The 15,831-nt window shown below is 58.8% G+C and carries 9 protein-coding genes; 4 read left to right on the forward strand and 5 right to left on the reverse strand.

From position 1 onward, the window contains the following. The first annotated feature begins 78 nt into the window (after positions 1-78). The gene (locus AD669_RS11910; protein ID WP_053119912.1) at positions 79-3,066 is read left to right on the forward strand and encodes an RHS repeat-associated core domain-containing protein; all 2,988 of its coding nucleotides are present in this window, start codon (positions 79-81) and stop codon (positions 3,064-3,066) included. Between the two features lie 15 nt (positions 3,067-3,081). Here AD669_RS11910 and AD669_RS11915 read toward each other — a convergent pair whose 3' ends face one another. The 3 genes from AD669_RS11915 to AD669_RS11925 form a co-directional block, all read right to left on the reverse strand. Beyond that, a complete protein-coding gene (locus AD669_RS11915; RefSeq protein WP_053119914.1) occupies positions 3,082-4,752 on the reverse strand; it encodes an ATP-binding protein in 1,671 nt (556 codons plus the stop codon). Next, the gene (locus AD669_RS11920; protein ID WP_053119916.1) at positions 4,749-6,251 is read right to left on the reverse strand and encodes an ATPase domain-containing protein; all 1,503 of its coding nucleotides are present in this window, start codon (positions 6,249-6,251) and stop codon (positions 4,749-4,751) included. The genes AD669_RS11915 and AD669_RS11920 overlap by 4 nt, the downstream gene beginning before the upstream one ends. A 274-nt stretch (positions 6,252-6,525) precedes the next feature. Further along, a complete protein-coding gene (locus AD669_RS11925) occupies positions 6,526-7,581 on the reverse strand; it encodes a tetratricopeptide repeat protein (RefSeq protein ID WP_053119918.1) in 1,056 nt (351 codons plus the stop codon). 161 nt (positions 7,582-7,742) lie between these two features. Here AD669_RS11925 and AD669_RS11930 point away from each other — a divergent pair, with 161 nt between their 5' ends. The 3 genes from AD669_RS11930 to AD669_RS11940 are packed head-to-tail and all read left to right on the forward strand — an operon-like array spanning position 7,743 to position 11,032. Continuing rightward, positions 7,743-9,890 carry an FUSC family protein gene (locus AD669_RS11930; protein WP_256218850.1) on the forward strand — a complete coding sequence of 716 codons (2,148 nt, stop codon included), beginning with the start codon at positions 7,743-7,745 and terminating at the stop codon, positions 9,888-9,890. After that, positions 9,880-10,080, forward strand: coding sequence for a DUF1656 domain-containing protein (locus AD669_RS11935; RefSeq protein ID WP_053119922.1), 201 nt, complete (start codon positions 9,880-9,882; stop codon positions 10,078-10,080). The genes AD669_RS11930 and AD669_RS11935 overlap by 11 nt, the downstream gene beginning before the upstream one ends. A 4-nt stretch (positions 10,081-10,084) precedes the next feature. Continuing rightward, complete coding sequence (locus AD669_RS11940; protein WP_053119924.1) at positions 10,085-11,032, forward strand: HlyD family secretion protein; 948 nt, start codon at positions 10,085-10,087, stop codon at positions 11,030-11,032. A 190-nt stretch (positions 11,033-11,222) separates the two neighbouring features. Here the strand turns inward: AD669_RS11940 and AD669_RS11945 are convergent, their stop codons facing one another. Both AD669_RS11945 and AD669_RS11950 read right to left on the reverse strand, forming a co-directional pair. Continuing rightward, positions 11,223-12,644 (reverse strand): efflux transporter outer membrane subunit, encoded by a 1,422-nt coding sequence (locus AD669_RS11945; RefSeq protein WP_053119925.1) that lies wholly within the window; start codon positions 12,642-12,644, stop codon positions 11,223-11,225. Beyond that, entirely contained in the window at positions 12,641-15,820 is a 3,180-nt protein-coding gene (locus AD669_RS11950; protein ID WP_053119927.1) for an efflux RND transporter permease subunit, read from the reverse strand. The genes AD669_RS11945 and AD669_RS11950 overlap by 4 nt, the downstream gene beginning before the upstream one ends. Positions 15,821-15,831: the final 11 nt, after the last annotated feature.

Here is a 15,831-nt window from a genome sequence, read left to right on the forward strand (position 1 = left end):
AACGGCGAATAAAGGATGCACAAATCTTCGTGCCTGCCACGTGTCACGCGGGCGAACCAAACCTGAGGGATGGCGAACATGGATCGTTGCACACCCGCACTCGCTGTGATCGACTCCAGCGGTATGGCCGTTCGCTCGGTTGCCTATTGCCGGCAATCGGAGACGGATGCGCCTCAGGCCCGTATCACCCAAAACATTTATGAACGGCAAACCCGCACCTGCCATAGCCGCGATCCCCGACTGTTTACGCTGTTTCAAAATGACTCCACGCAGCCTGCTAACCAGACGACCTTGTCCAGCTTGTCCGGCACCTCGTTGCTGTCGGTCAACGCTGACGCCGGTTGGCGTCTGAGCCTGGCCGGCGCCAGCGGCCAGGCGCTGGAAAGCTGGGGTCAGAAGCTTAATCACCGCCGCGTGGCTTACGATGAGTTGCTGCGGCCAGCGTTCCTTTTTGAGCAGGAGGCGGGTGAGGAGATCCGGCGCAGCGAATGTTATGGCTGGGCCGACGCAAGCGCCGAATCCGCCCTGCACAACGTTAGCGGGCAACTGATTCGTCATGATGACGGGGCGGGTACACGTTCTCTCGATGAGTGCAGTGTCTTCGGTTCGCCACTTGCGCAGACGCGGCGGTTTCTCGACGCGCTGGAGTTGCCCGACTGGCCGGAAGATCCCGCCGGGCGCGACGTCCTGTTGGAAGTTGAACGCGCGACCACGCGTAACAGTTATAACGCGGCGGGTGAGCAGATCCGCCATATTGATGCGTTGGGCAATGAACAATTACTGCGTCAGACCCGGGCAGGGGAGCTATTCGAAACCTGTTTGAAGTTGTCTGGCGCTGGCGGTTATACCTCATTGGTGAGCGACATTCGCTACAGCGCCACTGGTCAGATCGAGCAGCAATCGGCGGGAAACGGGGTCGTAACGCGCAGTGTTTTTGATACGCAAAGTGGACAGATCATCAGCTTGATCGCGCAAGTTGCCAACGAACCGCCGCTACAGCAACTGAACTACGCCTATGATGCAGTGGGTAACCTTCTCAGCATCAGCGATGCTGCCCAGCCGATCCGTTATTTCCGCAATCAGCGTGTCGCTCCTCTCAATACCTACCGCTATAACACGCTTTATGAATTGATCGCGGCCACTGGCCGGCAATGCGTCAACGCGTTGGGTGGGCCACAGTTGCCGGAGTTCATATCGCCACCGGATTCCACTCAACTGGAAAACTATCAGCAGACGTTCGATTACGACGCCGGCGGCAATCTACTGACGCTGCAGCACATTGCTGACAGCGGTCAACGCACAGAGCGCACCGCTGTCGCCGCCTATAGCAACCGCAGTTTGCCGTATACCGCGGCCGATGTGCGTCCGGGAGAGGGTGATATCGCCGCAGGGTACGACGGCAATGGCAATCTCAATGTCCTGCAAAAAGGTCAGAACCTGTTGTGGAACGGACGTGACCAGTTACGCCAGGTCGATCAAGTGATTCGCAATGCAGAACCCAACGACGCGGAGCGCTATATCTATGATGGCGAGGGGCAGCGCGTGCGAAAAATTCGCACGGCTTACAGCTCCCGCCGAACCCGTACCCATGAAACCCGCTACTTGTCCGGGGTGGAAATTCGTACAACGCCGGAAGAAATTTTGCACGTCATCAGCGTCGCGGCCGGGCGCTGCACCGTGCAGATTCTGCATTGGGAAAAAGGTCGACCGGTGGGCATTCCCGACGATCAAGCTCGCTACACTCTGACGAATCATCTCAACTCCAACAGTCTGGAGCTTGATGCCGATGCTCGGCTTATCAGCCAGGAAAGTTACTATCCTTACGGCGGTACCGCCTGGTACGCCGGGCGCGACAAAGTCGAGGCGAGTTACCGGACGGTGCGTTATTCCGGGCAGGAGCGGGATGCAACCGGACTGTATTACTACGGGTTTCGCTATTACATGCCGTGGCGCCAGCGTTGGCTAAGTGTGGATCCGGGAGGTACGCACGACGGGTTGAATCTGTATCGGATGGTGGGGGGGAATCCGATCGGCTTCGTCGACGCTCAAGGGCTGGAGGAAACGCCTGTCACCCACCCGGTTACCCGGTTTGAATATGGTAAGGCCGCGTTGACTGCGGGCGCGCGCGGGGCGGTAAAAGGGCTAATAAGGTACGGTGCCGGCAAGGCAGCAGGCGCTGTATTAAGTGGCGCTTCGAAAAGCGTCTTGATGTCTCTCTCAGCGAATCTAAACGGCGTGTCTTGGGCTTACTCGGGAGGTTCACTCGCGAAGCTGGCGTATGATTCTTATTATCCCGATTCTGGTTCGAGTCTCGGTCGAGCCGTAGCGTTCGCGTCAGGTGCCCTACCTGGCTTCGCAATTGGTTATACAACCGCTATATTTTCCGACCCGTTAGCCGTATTGGTTGGTGTTTCCAAAGATTTTTCCGGCGAGCTCGGCACAAGGTTGTTCAGCCCCATTGGTCCCAAGATTCAATATAACGGAGACGCCACGGTTGTATCGCAACTCGTCGATAGCGGCGGCAGTGTGATCAACAATGTAGTCGAGGGCGTGTTAGAGAATGTTTTGGCCGACAGTTTGCCGGAAGGGGTGTTTCCCATGGTCAATGGCGCGATCAAAGGCGTCATCACTACGAGCGTGCTCGCTTCGTCGATAGTTCCAGCCAGTTATTACGGAAGCAAACATGGAGACCTCGTCGCACACTGGAAGGATCTTCCTAACGGTTTGAGAGCAATTGGGCACGACCTCGCCGTGGGTGTCATAACCAATGAGGGTAACGCCCTTATCAACGAAGGACTTATTAAGCTCGGAAGTGAAAATTTACCGAGTGCTATAAAGGCCGGTCTTTACAATCTTCAAGTCGTCAGTGAGGCCAATGCATTGGGCGGTGAGTATGTCTTGAAGGGTATTGGCTGGACTGGCGTGAGTGCCGTTTCGACTGTCACGACACCCAGCGCGGATTCAGAAAAGAACATACAGGCTGCTGCTGACAGGCAAACTCGTCAACGAACTTCCGTGCGCCGCAACTCTGCTGAAAGGTTGCCTTTGAGGAGTTCCAGGGTCTGATAGGTAGATAAAACGTCACTGCCGGATCATCTCCCTGACCTTCGCCGTCAGAAGGTCAAAGGTGAACGGCTTGGTGATCATCTGCATTCCCGGATCGAGGAACCCGCCGCGCACGGCCGCGTGTTCGGCATATCCAGTGATAAACAGCACCTTCAACCCCGGCCGATATTGACGACCAATCTCGGCCAACTGCCGGCCATTCATGCCCGGCAGGCCAACATCGCTGATGAGCAGATCAATACGCTGCGCCGAATTCAGAATCGGCACAGCACCATCGGCATCCCCGGCCTCGACGAAGGCATAACCCAACTCGCTTAAAACCGCGCTGACCAGCACGCGAACGGCTGGGTCATCTTCGACGATCAACACTGTCTCACCGTTGATTGCATCCGGCGCTTGCTGGATATCGGTGTCGGGTTGCTCAAGTTCTTCGCCACGGAAGCGCGGCAGATACAGTCTGACGGTGGTGCCTTGATCGATTTCACTGTCGATCGAAACATGCCCGCGTGACTGTTTGCTGAAGCCGTAAATCATCGACAGACCGAGCCCGGTGCCCTGGCCGATTGGTTTGGTGGTGAAGAACGGATCGAACGCGCGGTTGATCACGCTTTGCGGCATGCCGCTGCCATTGTCGGTGACGCTGAGCATCACGTAATCGCCGGGCTCAAGGTTGCTGTAGGCCTCGGTGAATTCGCGATGCAGCACCTGATTGCTGGTTTCGACGATCAATTTGCCACCCTCGGGCATGGCGTCGCGGGCGTTGATCACCAAGTTGAGCAGGGCGCTTTCCAGTTGATTCGGATCGGCCTCGGCGACCCACAATTTGTCGTTCAGGCGCATGTCCAGCTGGATGCTCTCGTTGAGACTGCGTTGCAGCAGCTCGCCCATCGACAGCACAAGGGTATTCATCTGTACGGCTTTGGAATCAAGCGACTGCCGACGAGAGAACGCCAGCAGCCGATGGGTCAGGCCGGCAGCGCGGTTGGCAGAGGTCACGCCCAGATCGATCAGGCTGTCGAGATCATCCAGGCGCCCACGCGCAAGTCGCCGGCGCAGCAACTCAAGGCTACCGATGATCCCGGTGAGCATATTGTTGAAGTCGTGGGCGATGCCGCCCGTGAGCTGGCCGACCGCTTCCATCTTCTGCGATTGGCGCAACGCTTCTTCGTTGTGGCGAAGTTGCGCGGTGCGTTCCTCGACCTGTTGTTCGAGGGTTTCCAGTGTCGATTGCAGGCGCCGTTCGCTTTCACTCAGATCGATCAAGCGGTCGCGGGCTTCATATTGTCGTCGTCGACCGCGCAGGGCGGCGGAGACCATACTGACCAACGTGGCCGGGTGGAAAGGGCGCTCAAGGAAGCTCACATTGCCCAGTAAAGTGCTCAGGCGTGAGGAGGGACCTTGTTCCTGTCCGCCGTGATGAGTGAGCAGCACGATCGGTAGATCCGACCAGGCCGGTTGTTGCTCCAGATGCTGGAACAACACCTCCAGCTCCGGGCCACGCAACGCTTCCGCGGCAATCAACAACAACCCGGCGCCAGGTTCCAGTTGCGAACACAGTGTCGCCAGATCCGGCGTGATCAAACCACCAAATCCAGCTTCATTAAGGATCATCAGCGCAATTTGGCTGTCGCGACCCACGGGCGCCAGAATGAGCGCCCGTTCGGCCAGCGGCGTAGCCACCGTCACAAGTTATCTTCCTGCAGCAGCGGTTTGCTCGCGCCGAGGTAAGTCGGTACGCCACGAAGCACGCCCTGGAAGGCTTCCAGCGGTTCACCAATGGTCATGCCCTGCGTGGAAATGCGGTATTCGCGAATGGTCGATTCGTGGCTGCCGGTGCGTTTCTTGATGATGGAAATCGCCCGCCGGACTTTGCCGAGGGCTTCGAAGTAACGCAACAGAATCACCGTGTCGGCCAGGTAAGTGATGTCGACCGGCGCTTGCATATCGCCGACCAGACCATGTTGGGCGACGGTCATAAACGTCGCCGCGCCTTTGCGGTTAAGGTACAGCAGCAACTCGTGCATGTGCAGCACCAAGGCATTTTCTTCCGGCATCGCGGCTTGATAGCCGTTGATGCTGTCAATCACCACGGTTTTGATTTCGCCTTCATCGACGCAGCGTCGCACGCGGTGGGAAAACTCGCCCGGCGACAGTTCGGCGGCGTCTACCTGTTCGATCAACAGATTGCCGGTCGCTTGCAGGGCCTTGAGGTCGATGCCGATATTTCTCATGCGCTCGAACAGCAAACCCAGTTCTTCATCGAAAATGAACAACGCAGCTTTCTCGCCACGCGTCACTGCCGCAGCGGCAAAGATCATCGAGATAAGCGATTTACCGGTACCGGCCGGGCCGAGAATCAGTGTGCTGGAACCGGTTTCGATGCCACCGCCGAGCAGGGCGTCCAGCTCTTTGATGCCGCTGGTGAGCTGCAGGCGTGCATATTCTCCACGGTGTTCGGCGGCGACCAGCCTTGGGAATACGTGAACGCCGTCACCCATGATGGTGAAGTCGTGGAAGCCTCCGCGATACTTCTGACCGCGGTATTTGACTACCCGCACGCGGCGGCGCTCGGCGCCATAGTTTGGGGTCAGCTCTTCCAGACGAATCACGCCGTGGGCCACGCTGTGCACGGTTTTGTCGAGGGACTCGGTGGTCAAATCGTCGAGCAACAGTACGGTAGCGTTGTAGCGCACGAAGTAATGTTTGATTGCCAGAATCTGCCGGCGATAGCGCAAAGAGCTTTGCGCCAGCAAACGGATCTCCGACAGGCTATCGAGCACGACGCGGGTCGGTTTGAAGCGTTCGACCGCTTCGAAAATCTGCTTGGTTGCTTCGCCCAACTCCAAATCGGAGGAGTACAGCAAGCTCTGCTGATGCTCGGCATTGAGCAGGCTTTCCGGTGGCGTCAGCTCAAAAATCTTGATGTTCTCATCCAGCTCCCAGCCGTGGGAGAGCGCACCCTGGCGCAATTCATTCTCGGTTTCCGACAGCGTGATGTACAACGAGCGTTCGCCGGCTTTCGCGCCGGCCATTAGAAAATGCAAAGCGACCGTGGTTTTACCGGTTCCGGGTTCTCCTTCCAGCAGGAAAACATGCCCGCGCGATAAGCCACCGGCCAGGATGTCATCCAGGCCCACAATGCCGGTGGCGGCTTTTGCACTGATCAACTCGTTAGATGTAGACAAAAAATGCCCTCTCATGACTAGGGGAAGCGAGGCAGCTGACTCGATTGAGCTGCCTGATTACTTGACCTTGGGCCGTGATGGCAGTTCCGCTCTTTCTTCTTGAAAGTTTACGGCGAACACAAAAAGCTGAGGCAGGATTTTGTGGCGAGGGGATAAATCCCCGTTGGCGTGCGCAGCAGGCCCTGCTTTTGGTGAAGAGGGGCCGCTGCGCGACCCAACGGGGATAAATCCCCTCGCCACAGGCAGTGGTGAATTCGGTCAGTGTGCTTGAGGTTTAGAGGCCCTGTTGCAAAGCAGGATCATCCGGATTGAGTTGTTCCAGCTGAGCCAGCAAAACCTGCACGTTCTGTAATTGACCGCTTTCTTTCCAGTAATTGATCAGCAACACCCGCGCCTTGCGGTCGGCAGGATGGCGCTGAACGATTTCCTGCAACTGATTCTGCGCGGCTTCCAGCTCTTCGGCGCTGTGCAGGGTGGTCGCGAGGTCGTAGCGATAATCCTTGTTGTCGGGTTCAAGTTCGACGGCTTTGGATAAGCCGAGCAAAGCAAATTCGAGCTGATCATGGTGCAGCAGCCATAGGCCGAGAGCATGTTGCAGATACGCCGAATCGGGCTGGGCTTTGAGCTGCTGCGCAAGCAATTGTCGGGCAGCGTCGCTCTGGCCCTGACGGTCGAGCACATCAATCTGCATGACCAGCGCCGGCAAGTTGCCCGGCTCCAGGCGCAAAGTGTTTTCCAGCGCGTCCTGCGCTTGCTTGAGTTCGGCATTGTGCAAGTGCAGGCGCGCCAGTTGCGCGTAGGTCGCAGCGCTCGGTGGTTGCTCCTTGAGGACTTGCTCCCAGCCGTCGATCGCTTGCTCCAGCGGCGCGAAGTACAACCCCAGCTCATCCGGGGTCAAACCGAGCAGGGCATTGATCGCGGCAAAGCGAACGGTTTGATCCTCGTCCTCCAGCAGCGGCCCGAGCAATAGGCTGCGCTGGCCGCCGGGTACCAGGCCCACGACACTTTTGATTGCCGCCAGGCGAACATCGGCCGCTTCGCTCTGCAAATCAGCATCGGCCAGTTTCAATGCCTGCGGGCTTGGATAATTGGGCAATTCCGCATGCAGCCACACGCGGCGTTTCACCGACAGATCAGGACGCCCCAATTGCTGATACAACTGCCGCGCCGCCCCCGGCTGACCGGCACGCGCCGCCGACAAAGCTTCGCTGTAGCCATGCTTGATCGCTTCGGGGACAACCGGAGTGGTGCTGCGCAGTGACAACCAGGCGACGATCACAATCAATGCGAGGCCAAGGCTGATGAGCAGGTAGCGGCGGGACTGGAGCATGCAGGTATCCGGAAACGTGCTGACTTGAGCAGAGCGGCAAGCTTCGGTCAGCTCGGCGCGGGAGTCAAACCTTGTCCTTGTGAAACGTCCTACAACACGCGTCGAATGCATTACTCGTCCGGCTTGCGATGCAGTGTCTACGCTTGCAGGAGTTGCTTTTAATGAGTGTGCCCATGCAAGCCCTGTTCAATTATTTCAAAGCGGTGATCCATCCGGGTCAGGCTGTGCTGTTGTTTGCCCTGCGCACCATTGCCGCCGGGTTGCTCACTTTATATTTGGCATTTGTATTCGATCTTGATCAGCCAAAGTGGTCAATCATGGCGGTGGTGATTGTCAGCCAGCCGCTGGCCGGGATGGCACTGGCACGCAGTTTTGGCCAGGTGATTGGCACCACGCTGGGTGCGGCGGTGGCAGTGCTGATCATGGCGATCTTCCCTCAGGCACCGCTGCCATTTATTACAACGCTCGCGTTGTGGTTGGCACTGTGTACGGCGGGCGGCACGTTGTTGCGTTACACCAGTTCGCAGGCATTCGTGCTCAGCGGGTATACAGCGGTGGTGGTGGCGTTGTTGGCGATTCCCGAACCGGACGGGACGTTCCTGCTGGCCGTCACCCGAGTCACTGAAACGTTATTGGCGGTAGCCTGCGTCTGTGTGGTCAGCCTGCTGACGGCGAGGCCCGAAGCGGTGGCCAAGGGTTATTTCGCCAAGGTTGATCAAGTGATCAAACTGGTCGCCGGCCATGCCGCTGCCGTGATTCGCACGGAAGAAAGCGAAGCCGATTTTCAGCGTCGGCAAATGCAGGTGCTCGCTGAAATCAGTGCGCTGGAAGGCCTGCGTCGGCATTTGTACTTCGATGCACCGCGCCTGCGCAGCGCTAACAATCTGGTGCTGTTATTGGGCAATCAACTGATGTTGCTAACGTCGCGGCTGACCGCACTGCGTCACCAGCGGCAATTGCTCACCGAGCGTTGGGAAGGTGATCTACCGCTGGATATCCAGCGATTACGCGCCGATGAACTGGCGTTTCTCGATCAGTTGGCGCGGCAGGGCCGTGCCATGCCTGAGGAGGCCCGGCACCACTTCGTCACGCTGCAGCAACAGTTCGATGAAATGGCCTACAAGGCCGAGCAATTGACCGAGGACATGAGCGCCACACTGCGTTCACTGGCGTGGGCGCTGCGCTGGGAGCAAGCGCGGTTGATGCAACAACTGGAGCAAATTCTTGAACTCAGCGATGCGATCCAGGAAGGGCGCGAGGCCAGTTGCATGTTTCGCGGTCAGCAGAGCCCGCTGCATCTGGATTTCACCCTGGCCTCGATGAACGCAATTCGAGCGTTTACCGCTTTGCTGGTGGCCGGGCTGATCTGGATCGAAACGGCGTGGGATGGTGCGCGCGGCGGGATGATTCTGGTCGGCATCCTGTGTTCACTGATGGCGACGTTCCCGCGGCCGCTGATGGCTGCGCAGAGTTATGCGCGTGGCTTGGGCGTGGCGTTGCTGGTGTCGGCGCTCTATCAATTCATGATCGTGCCAGCGATCAGCAACTTCGAAATGCTGGCGTTGGTGCTCGCGCCATTGCTCTATGTGATCGCGGTGGGGTTATCCAGTCCGGCCACGGCGGGCATCGCGATGGGGTTGGGTTTGTCGAGTTTTCTGATGCTTGGCCCGCAGAACGCTGGTACCGGTCAGAACAGCGCAATTCAATGGTTTGAGTTCGCCGGCGCTTACGTCAGCGCGGCGATGCTGGCGCTGATTGTCTACGCGTGGATTTTCCCGTTTCGTCCGGCGTGGCGTCTGCGTCGCCTCTATAACGAAGCACGCGAGCAGGTCTATCAACTGACCAAGCTGCCGGCCACCGATGAACAGCAATTCGCTTTCGAAAGCCGCATGGTCGATCGCCTGACCAGCATGCAGGGTCTGTTGCCGGCGGTGAATGACCGAGCGATGCCGCAACTCTACGAAGTGACGCTGGCGTGTCTGGCGCTGGGGGTGGCGATGCAGCAACTACGGCTGCAAGCACAGAACAACACGCTGGTGACGCCTGCGTTCAGCCAGCATTTGTCTTCAGCGTTGCGCCACACCGGGCGGTTTGTCGCCGCGCGTGATGATGTGCAACTGGCGCCATTGCTGGAACGACTTCACGCATTAGGCGATGAGCTGGACGAATTGCACGTCGCCAGTCACGAACATCTAGGCTCGGTGTTCCGTATGCGTGTGGCGTTGCTGATCGTCGTGTCATTCCTGCAACGTCATGGCGAATATCTGCAAGCAGGAACCGTTGAAGGAGAACCGATCCTTGCCCATTGATTTCGAAGTTGGCGGCGTCTACCTGCCGCCCATTGCCCAGGCGCTGTTACTGGCGATTCCGATATTCCTGCTGCTGGATTGGGTGCTGCGTCGTCTGGGTGTGTTGCGCCTGGTCTGGCATGAAGCCCTGTTCGAAGGCGCCTTGTATGCCTGTGTCTGTGCCACGCTGATTCTGTTGATGGGAGCCTGAACCCTTGAAAATGTTGTTGGCAAGAATGATGACCGTGGCGGTGGTGATATTGGCGATCGTTCTCGGCTGGTTCGCCTGGGAGTATTACACCCGCGCGCCGTGGACACGGGATGCCCGGGTGAGGGCGGATGTGGTGACATTGTCGGCCGATGTGTCCGGGCGCATCGTCAGTCTGGCAGTGCAGGACAACCAGCACGTTGATAAAGGCCAATTGCTGATGGAGATTGATCCGGCACGCTACAAACTGGCGGTGGAACATGCGCGACGTGAGGTCGAGGTGTCCAAAGCCACGCTGGGCCAATCGAAAGCCTCGATTGTTGCCAGTGAGGCGCTGCTCAAACAGCGCCAAAGCGAAGAACGTCGGCGGCGCACGTTGAAACAGGGTTTTGCCATTTCCGGTGAGGAGTGGGAGAAGTCCAGCACCGACGTCGCCGTGGCCCAGGCCGATCTGTTGCGCAATCAGGCCAATCTCGGGCTGGCCGAGGCCAATGTGCAACTGGCTATTGCTGCACTGAGCCAAGCGGAACTGGATTTGCAGCGCACCCGTGTCGAATCCCCGGTCAGCGGTTTCGTCACCAATCTACTGACCCGGCAGGGCGATTACGCCGTGGCCGGTGGCGCGCTGTTGGCGCTGGTCGACAGTGATTCTTTCTACATCAGCGGTTATTTCGAAGAAACCAAACTGCCGAGGATCGAAGAGGGTGACCGGGTCAAAGTGCAGCTGATGAGTGGCGAAACCTTCGGCGGCACGGTGCAGAGCATCGCCTACGCCATTGCCGACCGCGAAAACGCCCCGGGCAGTCGACTGCTGGCCAACATCAACCCGAGTTACACCTGGGTAAAACTCGCGCAACGGGTGCCGGTGCGGATCGAGATTGACGCGGATTACGCTGGCAAGAACCGCTTGCGAGCGGGCACCACAGCCACCGTAACCATCCTGGAATCACACTAACCCCTGTAGGAGCTGCCGAAGGCTGCGATCTTTTGATCTTGCCCATCCAAAAGCAACATCAAAAGATCGCAGCCTTCGGCAGCTCCTACATGTTGATTCGGCAGGCACAAAAAAGCCCCGCGACCGAATGATACGCGGGGCAAAAAATTTGGTTGGTTGCGGCCAACCAAAGGAGCTCTTTAACAATCGATTACTTGCTGGCAACAGTCTCCGGTTGCCAGCCGCCGCCGAGGGCTTTGTAGATCGCGACAATGCCGCGATACAGATCGACTTCGGCCTGCGCCTGGGTGTCCTCGGCGTTCAGACGTTCACGCTGAGCATCAAGCAGCACGAGGAAGTCGGTAGTGCCTTCGCGATAGCGGATCTCGGCGAGGTCAGCAGCCTTGCGGCTCGACTCACTCTGACGAATCAGCGAGATCAGCCGTTGCTGACGTTTGCCGTAATCGCTGAAGGCGTTTTCCGATTCTTCCAGGGCCAGCAGCACTTGCTGCTCGTAAGTCGCCAGTGCGCCTTCAGCTTCGGCATCGGCGCCGCGCAAACGCGCTCGCACGCTGCCAAGGTCGAACGCAGCCCAGGTGATGCTCGGGCCGAGTGCCCAGGCGTTGGCCGCCGAGGAACCGATTTGCGAACCACGCCCGGCCGTCCAGCCAAGGAAACCGCTGAGGCTGACCCGTGGGAACAGATCGGCTTTCGCCACGCCGATGCGCGCTGTGGCCGAAGCCAGGTTGCGTTCTGCGCTGAGGATGTCCGGGCGACGTTGCAGCAGTTCACCCGGATCGCCGATTGGCAGGGCCTTGGCAATCGCCGGCAAGTCTTTTGGGCTAAGGTCGACGGTCAGCTTGTCCGGACGCTCACCCAGCAGGGTGGCGATGCGGTTTTTCTGCCGAACCTGTTCGGCCTGCAATTGCGGCACGCTGGCTTCTACCGAAGCCAGACGCGCATCGGCACGTTCGACGTCGAGCTGATCGCCAACGCCGGCGTCACGCAGGCTGATGGTGATCTTGCGCGACTCCTGCTGGTTGTTCAGGTTGGCCACGGCGATCTTTTCCCGCAACTGAGCGCCGCGCAGTTGACCGTAAGCGTCGACCAGTTCGGCAATCATGGTGACTTGCAGTTGGTACAGATCGGCTTTGGCGGCCTCTTGATCGGCGTCGCTGGCTTCCAGATTGCGCTGGATGCGCCCGAACAGATCGAGCTCCCAGGCCATGTCCAGACCGAGATCATAGCGTTCGCTGTTGACCCGATCGGTGGTCTGGCCGGGGATTTGCCCCTTGGCCAGATCACTGCTGACGCGGCTGGTGATGGTCGGCATTGCATCGTTGCTGGCATCGTCGCGGATTGCCCGAGCGGCTTTCCAGCGGGCGAACGCCACGCGCAGTTCACGGTTGCCTTGCAGCGATTGGGTCACCAACTGGTTGAGGGTCGGATCGTCGAATTGCTGCCACCAGATGCCTTCGAATTTCGATCGGTCGAAGTTCTTTTGCCCGGCGGCGCCGTCGGTGACGGCCGTGATGTTGGCCGCCTCCGTGGCTGGGGTCTTGTAGTCGGGGCCGACGGCGCAGGCGCTGAGGGCCAGCACCAGCAGGCTCGGCAGGAAGACTTTCAGACTCATTGTTGCGCCTCCAGTTTGAGGGCCTTAGCCGCTTTGCGGGCTTCGCCGCGCTCAACAAAGTTACGGATCAGCACGTAGAACACGGGCGTCAGCAACAGACCGAAGAAGGTCACCCCGAGCATCCCGGAGAACACCGCCACGCCCATGGCATGACGCATCTCGGCACCGGCACCGCTGGAGAACACCAGTGGCACTACACCCATGATGAACGCGAAGGAGGTCATCAGGATCGGCCGCAGACGCAGACGGCAAGCTTCCAGTACTGCGGCGAGCGGGTTGAGGCCTTCTTCCTGTTTATCCTTGGCGAACTCGACGATCAGAATCGCGTTCTTACACGCCAATCCGACCAGTACGATCAAACCGATCTGGGTGAAGATGTTGTTGTCACCGCCCGAGATGATCACGCCGGTGATGGCCGACAGCAGGGTCATCGGAACGATCAGGATCACCGCCAGTGGCAGGCTCCAGCTTTCGTACTGAGCGGCGAGTACGAGGAACGCCAGCAATACGCAGAGCGGGAACACGAACAGCGCGGTGTTGCCGGACAGAATCTGCTGGTAGGTCAGGTCGGTCCACTCGTAGGTCATGCCGTTCGGAAGTTCTTCCTTGAGCAGTTTCTCGATGGCTTTTTCGGCCTGGCCGGAGCTGTAGCCTGGGGCTGCGGCACCGTTGATTTCTGCGGTAATGAAGCCGTTGTAGTGCATCACGCGATCCGGGCCCGAGGTGTCGCTGACCTTGATGAAGGTCGCCAGCGGGATCATTTCGCCTTTGTTGTTACGCACTTTCAACTGACCGATCTGATCGGATTCGAGGCGGAACTGCTGCTCGGCCTGAACGTTGACCTGATAGGTGCGCCCGAAGCGGTTGAAGTCGTTGGCATACAGCGAACCCAGGTAAATCTGCAGGGTGTCGAAGATGTCGCTGACGGCCACGCCGTGGGTCTTGGCTTTTTCACGGTCGATGGCGGCATCGACCTGCGGCACGTTCACGGTGTAGCTGGTGAACAGGCCTGCCAGTTCCGGCACGTTGTGGCTCTTGTTGATGATGTTCATGGTTTCTTTGTACAGCTCGTCGTAGCCCAGGTTGCCCCGGTCTTCGATTTGCAGACGGAAACCACCAATGGTGCCCAGACCTTGTACCGGCGGTGGCGGGAAGATCGCCATGTAGGCTTCTTGAATGTTGGCGAACTGGCCGTTCAAGGCCCCGGCGATCGCACCGGCGGACATGCTCGCGTCTTTACGTTCGTCGAACGGCTTCAGGGTCACGAAGACGATGCCGGCGTTCGGACTGTTGGTGAAACCGTTGATCGACAGGCCCGGGAACGCTACAGCGCTTTCCACGCCTGGCTGTTTCAGCGCGAGGTCGGACATGCGTTTGATCACGTCTTCGGTGCGATCCAGGCTCGAAGCGTCCGGCAGTTGCGCGAAAGCCACCAGGTATTGCTTGTCCTGGCCGGGTACGAAACCGGTCGGGGTGCTGGAGAAACCGAAGAAGGTCAACACCATCAGGCCTGCGTACAGCAGAAGGGCGATGCCGCTGCTGCGGATAACCCGGCCCACCGTGCCGACGTAGCCATGGCTGGCGCGGTCAAAGAAGCGGTTGAACGGACGGAACAGCCAGCCACCGAAGATCTTGTCGAGCACTTTCGAGAAGCGGTCTTTCGGTGCGTCGTGGCTTTTCAGCAACACAGCGGCCAGCGCTGGCGACAGGGTCAGCGAGTTGAACGCCGAGATCACGGTCGAGATGGCAATGGTCAGTGCGAACTGCTTGTAGAACTGCCCGGTGAGGCCGGAAATAAACGCCGCCGGAATGAACACCGCACACAGCACCAGCGCCGTGGCAATGATCGGGCCGGTCACTTCACGCATCGCCCGTTTGGTCGCTTCGACCGGCGTCAGGCCGAGTCCGATGTTCCGCTCGACGTTCTCCACCACCACGATGGCGTCGTCCACCACGATACCGATGGCCAGTACCAGACCGAACAGCGACAGCGCATTCAGCGAGAAGCCAAACAGGTGCATCACCGCAAACGTACCGATCAACGATACCGGCACCGCCACCAACGGAATGATCGAGGCGCGCCAGGTTTGCAGGAACAGAATCACCACCAGAACCACGAGGATCAGTGCTTCGAAGAGGGTGTGAACCACCGCCTCGATCGAGCCGCGCACGAAGATCGTCGGGTCATAGACGATGCTGTAGTCCATGCCTTGCGGGAAGCTTTTCTTCAGCTCGTCCATCTTGCCGCGAACTTCGTTCGAGATATCGATGGCGTTGGAACCTGGGCGCTGGAAGATAGGGATCGCCACGGCAGGCTGGTTGTTCAGCAACGAGCGCAGGGCGTATTGGCTGGAACCCAGCTCGACGCGAGCGATGTCTTTCAGGCGAGTGATTTCACCATTGTCGCCAGCGCGAATGATGATGTTCTCGAACTCTTCCTCAGTGACCAGACGGCCCTGAGTGTTCACCGACAGCTGGAAGCTCTGAGCATTCGGGGCAGGGGGCGCGCCCAATTGACCGGCAGCCACTTGACGGTTCTGTTCACGAATCGCGGTAACCACATCGGTCGCGGTCAGATTGCGCGAAGCGGTTTTGTTCGGATCGAGCCAGACTCGCAGCGAGTAGTCGCCCATACCGAACAGTTGCACGTCACCGACGCCGTTCAGACGCGCCAGCTCATCCTTGATGTTGAGGATTGCGTAGTTCGACAGATAAAGCATGTCGTAGCGTTTGTCCGGCGAGGTCAAGTGCACAACCATGGTCAGGTCGGGCGAGGCCTTGTCGACGGTGATACCGATGCGTGTCACTTCCTCGGGAAGTTTCGGCTCGGTACGGGTCACCCGGTTTTGCACCTGCACCTGCGCGTTGTCGAGGTCAGTGCCCAGGGCGAAGGTGATGGTCAGGGTGATCTTGCCGTCGGCGGTTGACTGCGAGGACATGTACAGCATGTTCTCGACGCCGGTGATGGCTTGCTCCAATGGAGCCGCCACGGTTTCACCGATGACTTTGGGGTTGGCGCCCGGGAAGTTCGCACGCACCACCACGGTCGGTGGCACGACTTCCGGGTATTCGCTGATGGGCAATTGGAACAGCGAGATCGCACCGGCGATCAGGATCAGCAGCGACAGCACCGCTGCGAAGATCGGCCGTGAAATGAAGAATTGGGAAAAATTCATCGGAGTTGTCG

Origin of the sequence: Pseudomonas sp. P1.31, assembly GCF_001269815.1 — a bacterium.
GTDB classification, from domain to species: Bacteria; Pseudomonadota; Gammaproteobacteria; order Pseudomonadales; family Pseudomonadaceae; genus Aquipseudomonas; species Aquipseudomonas rustica.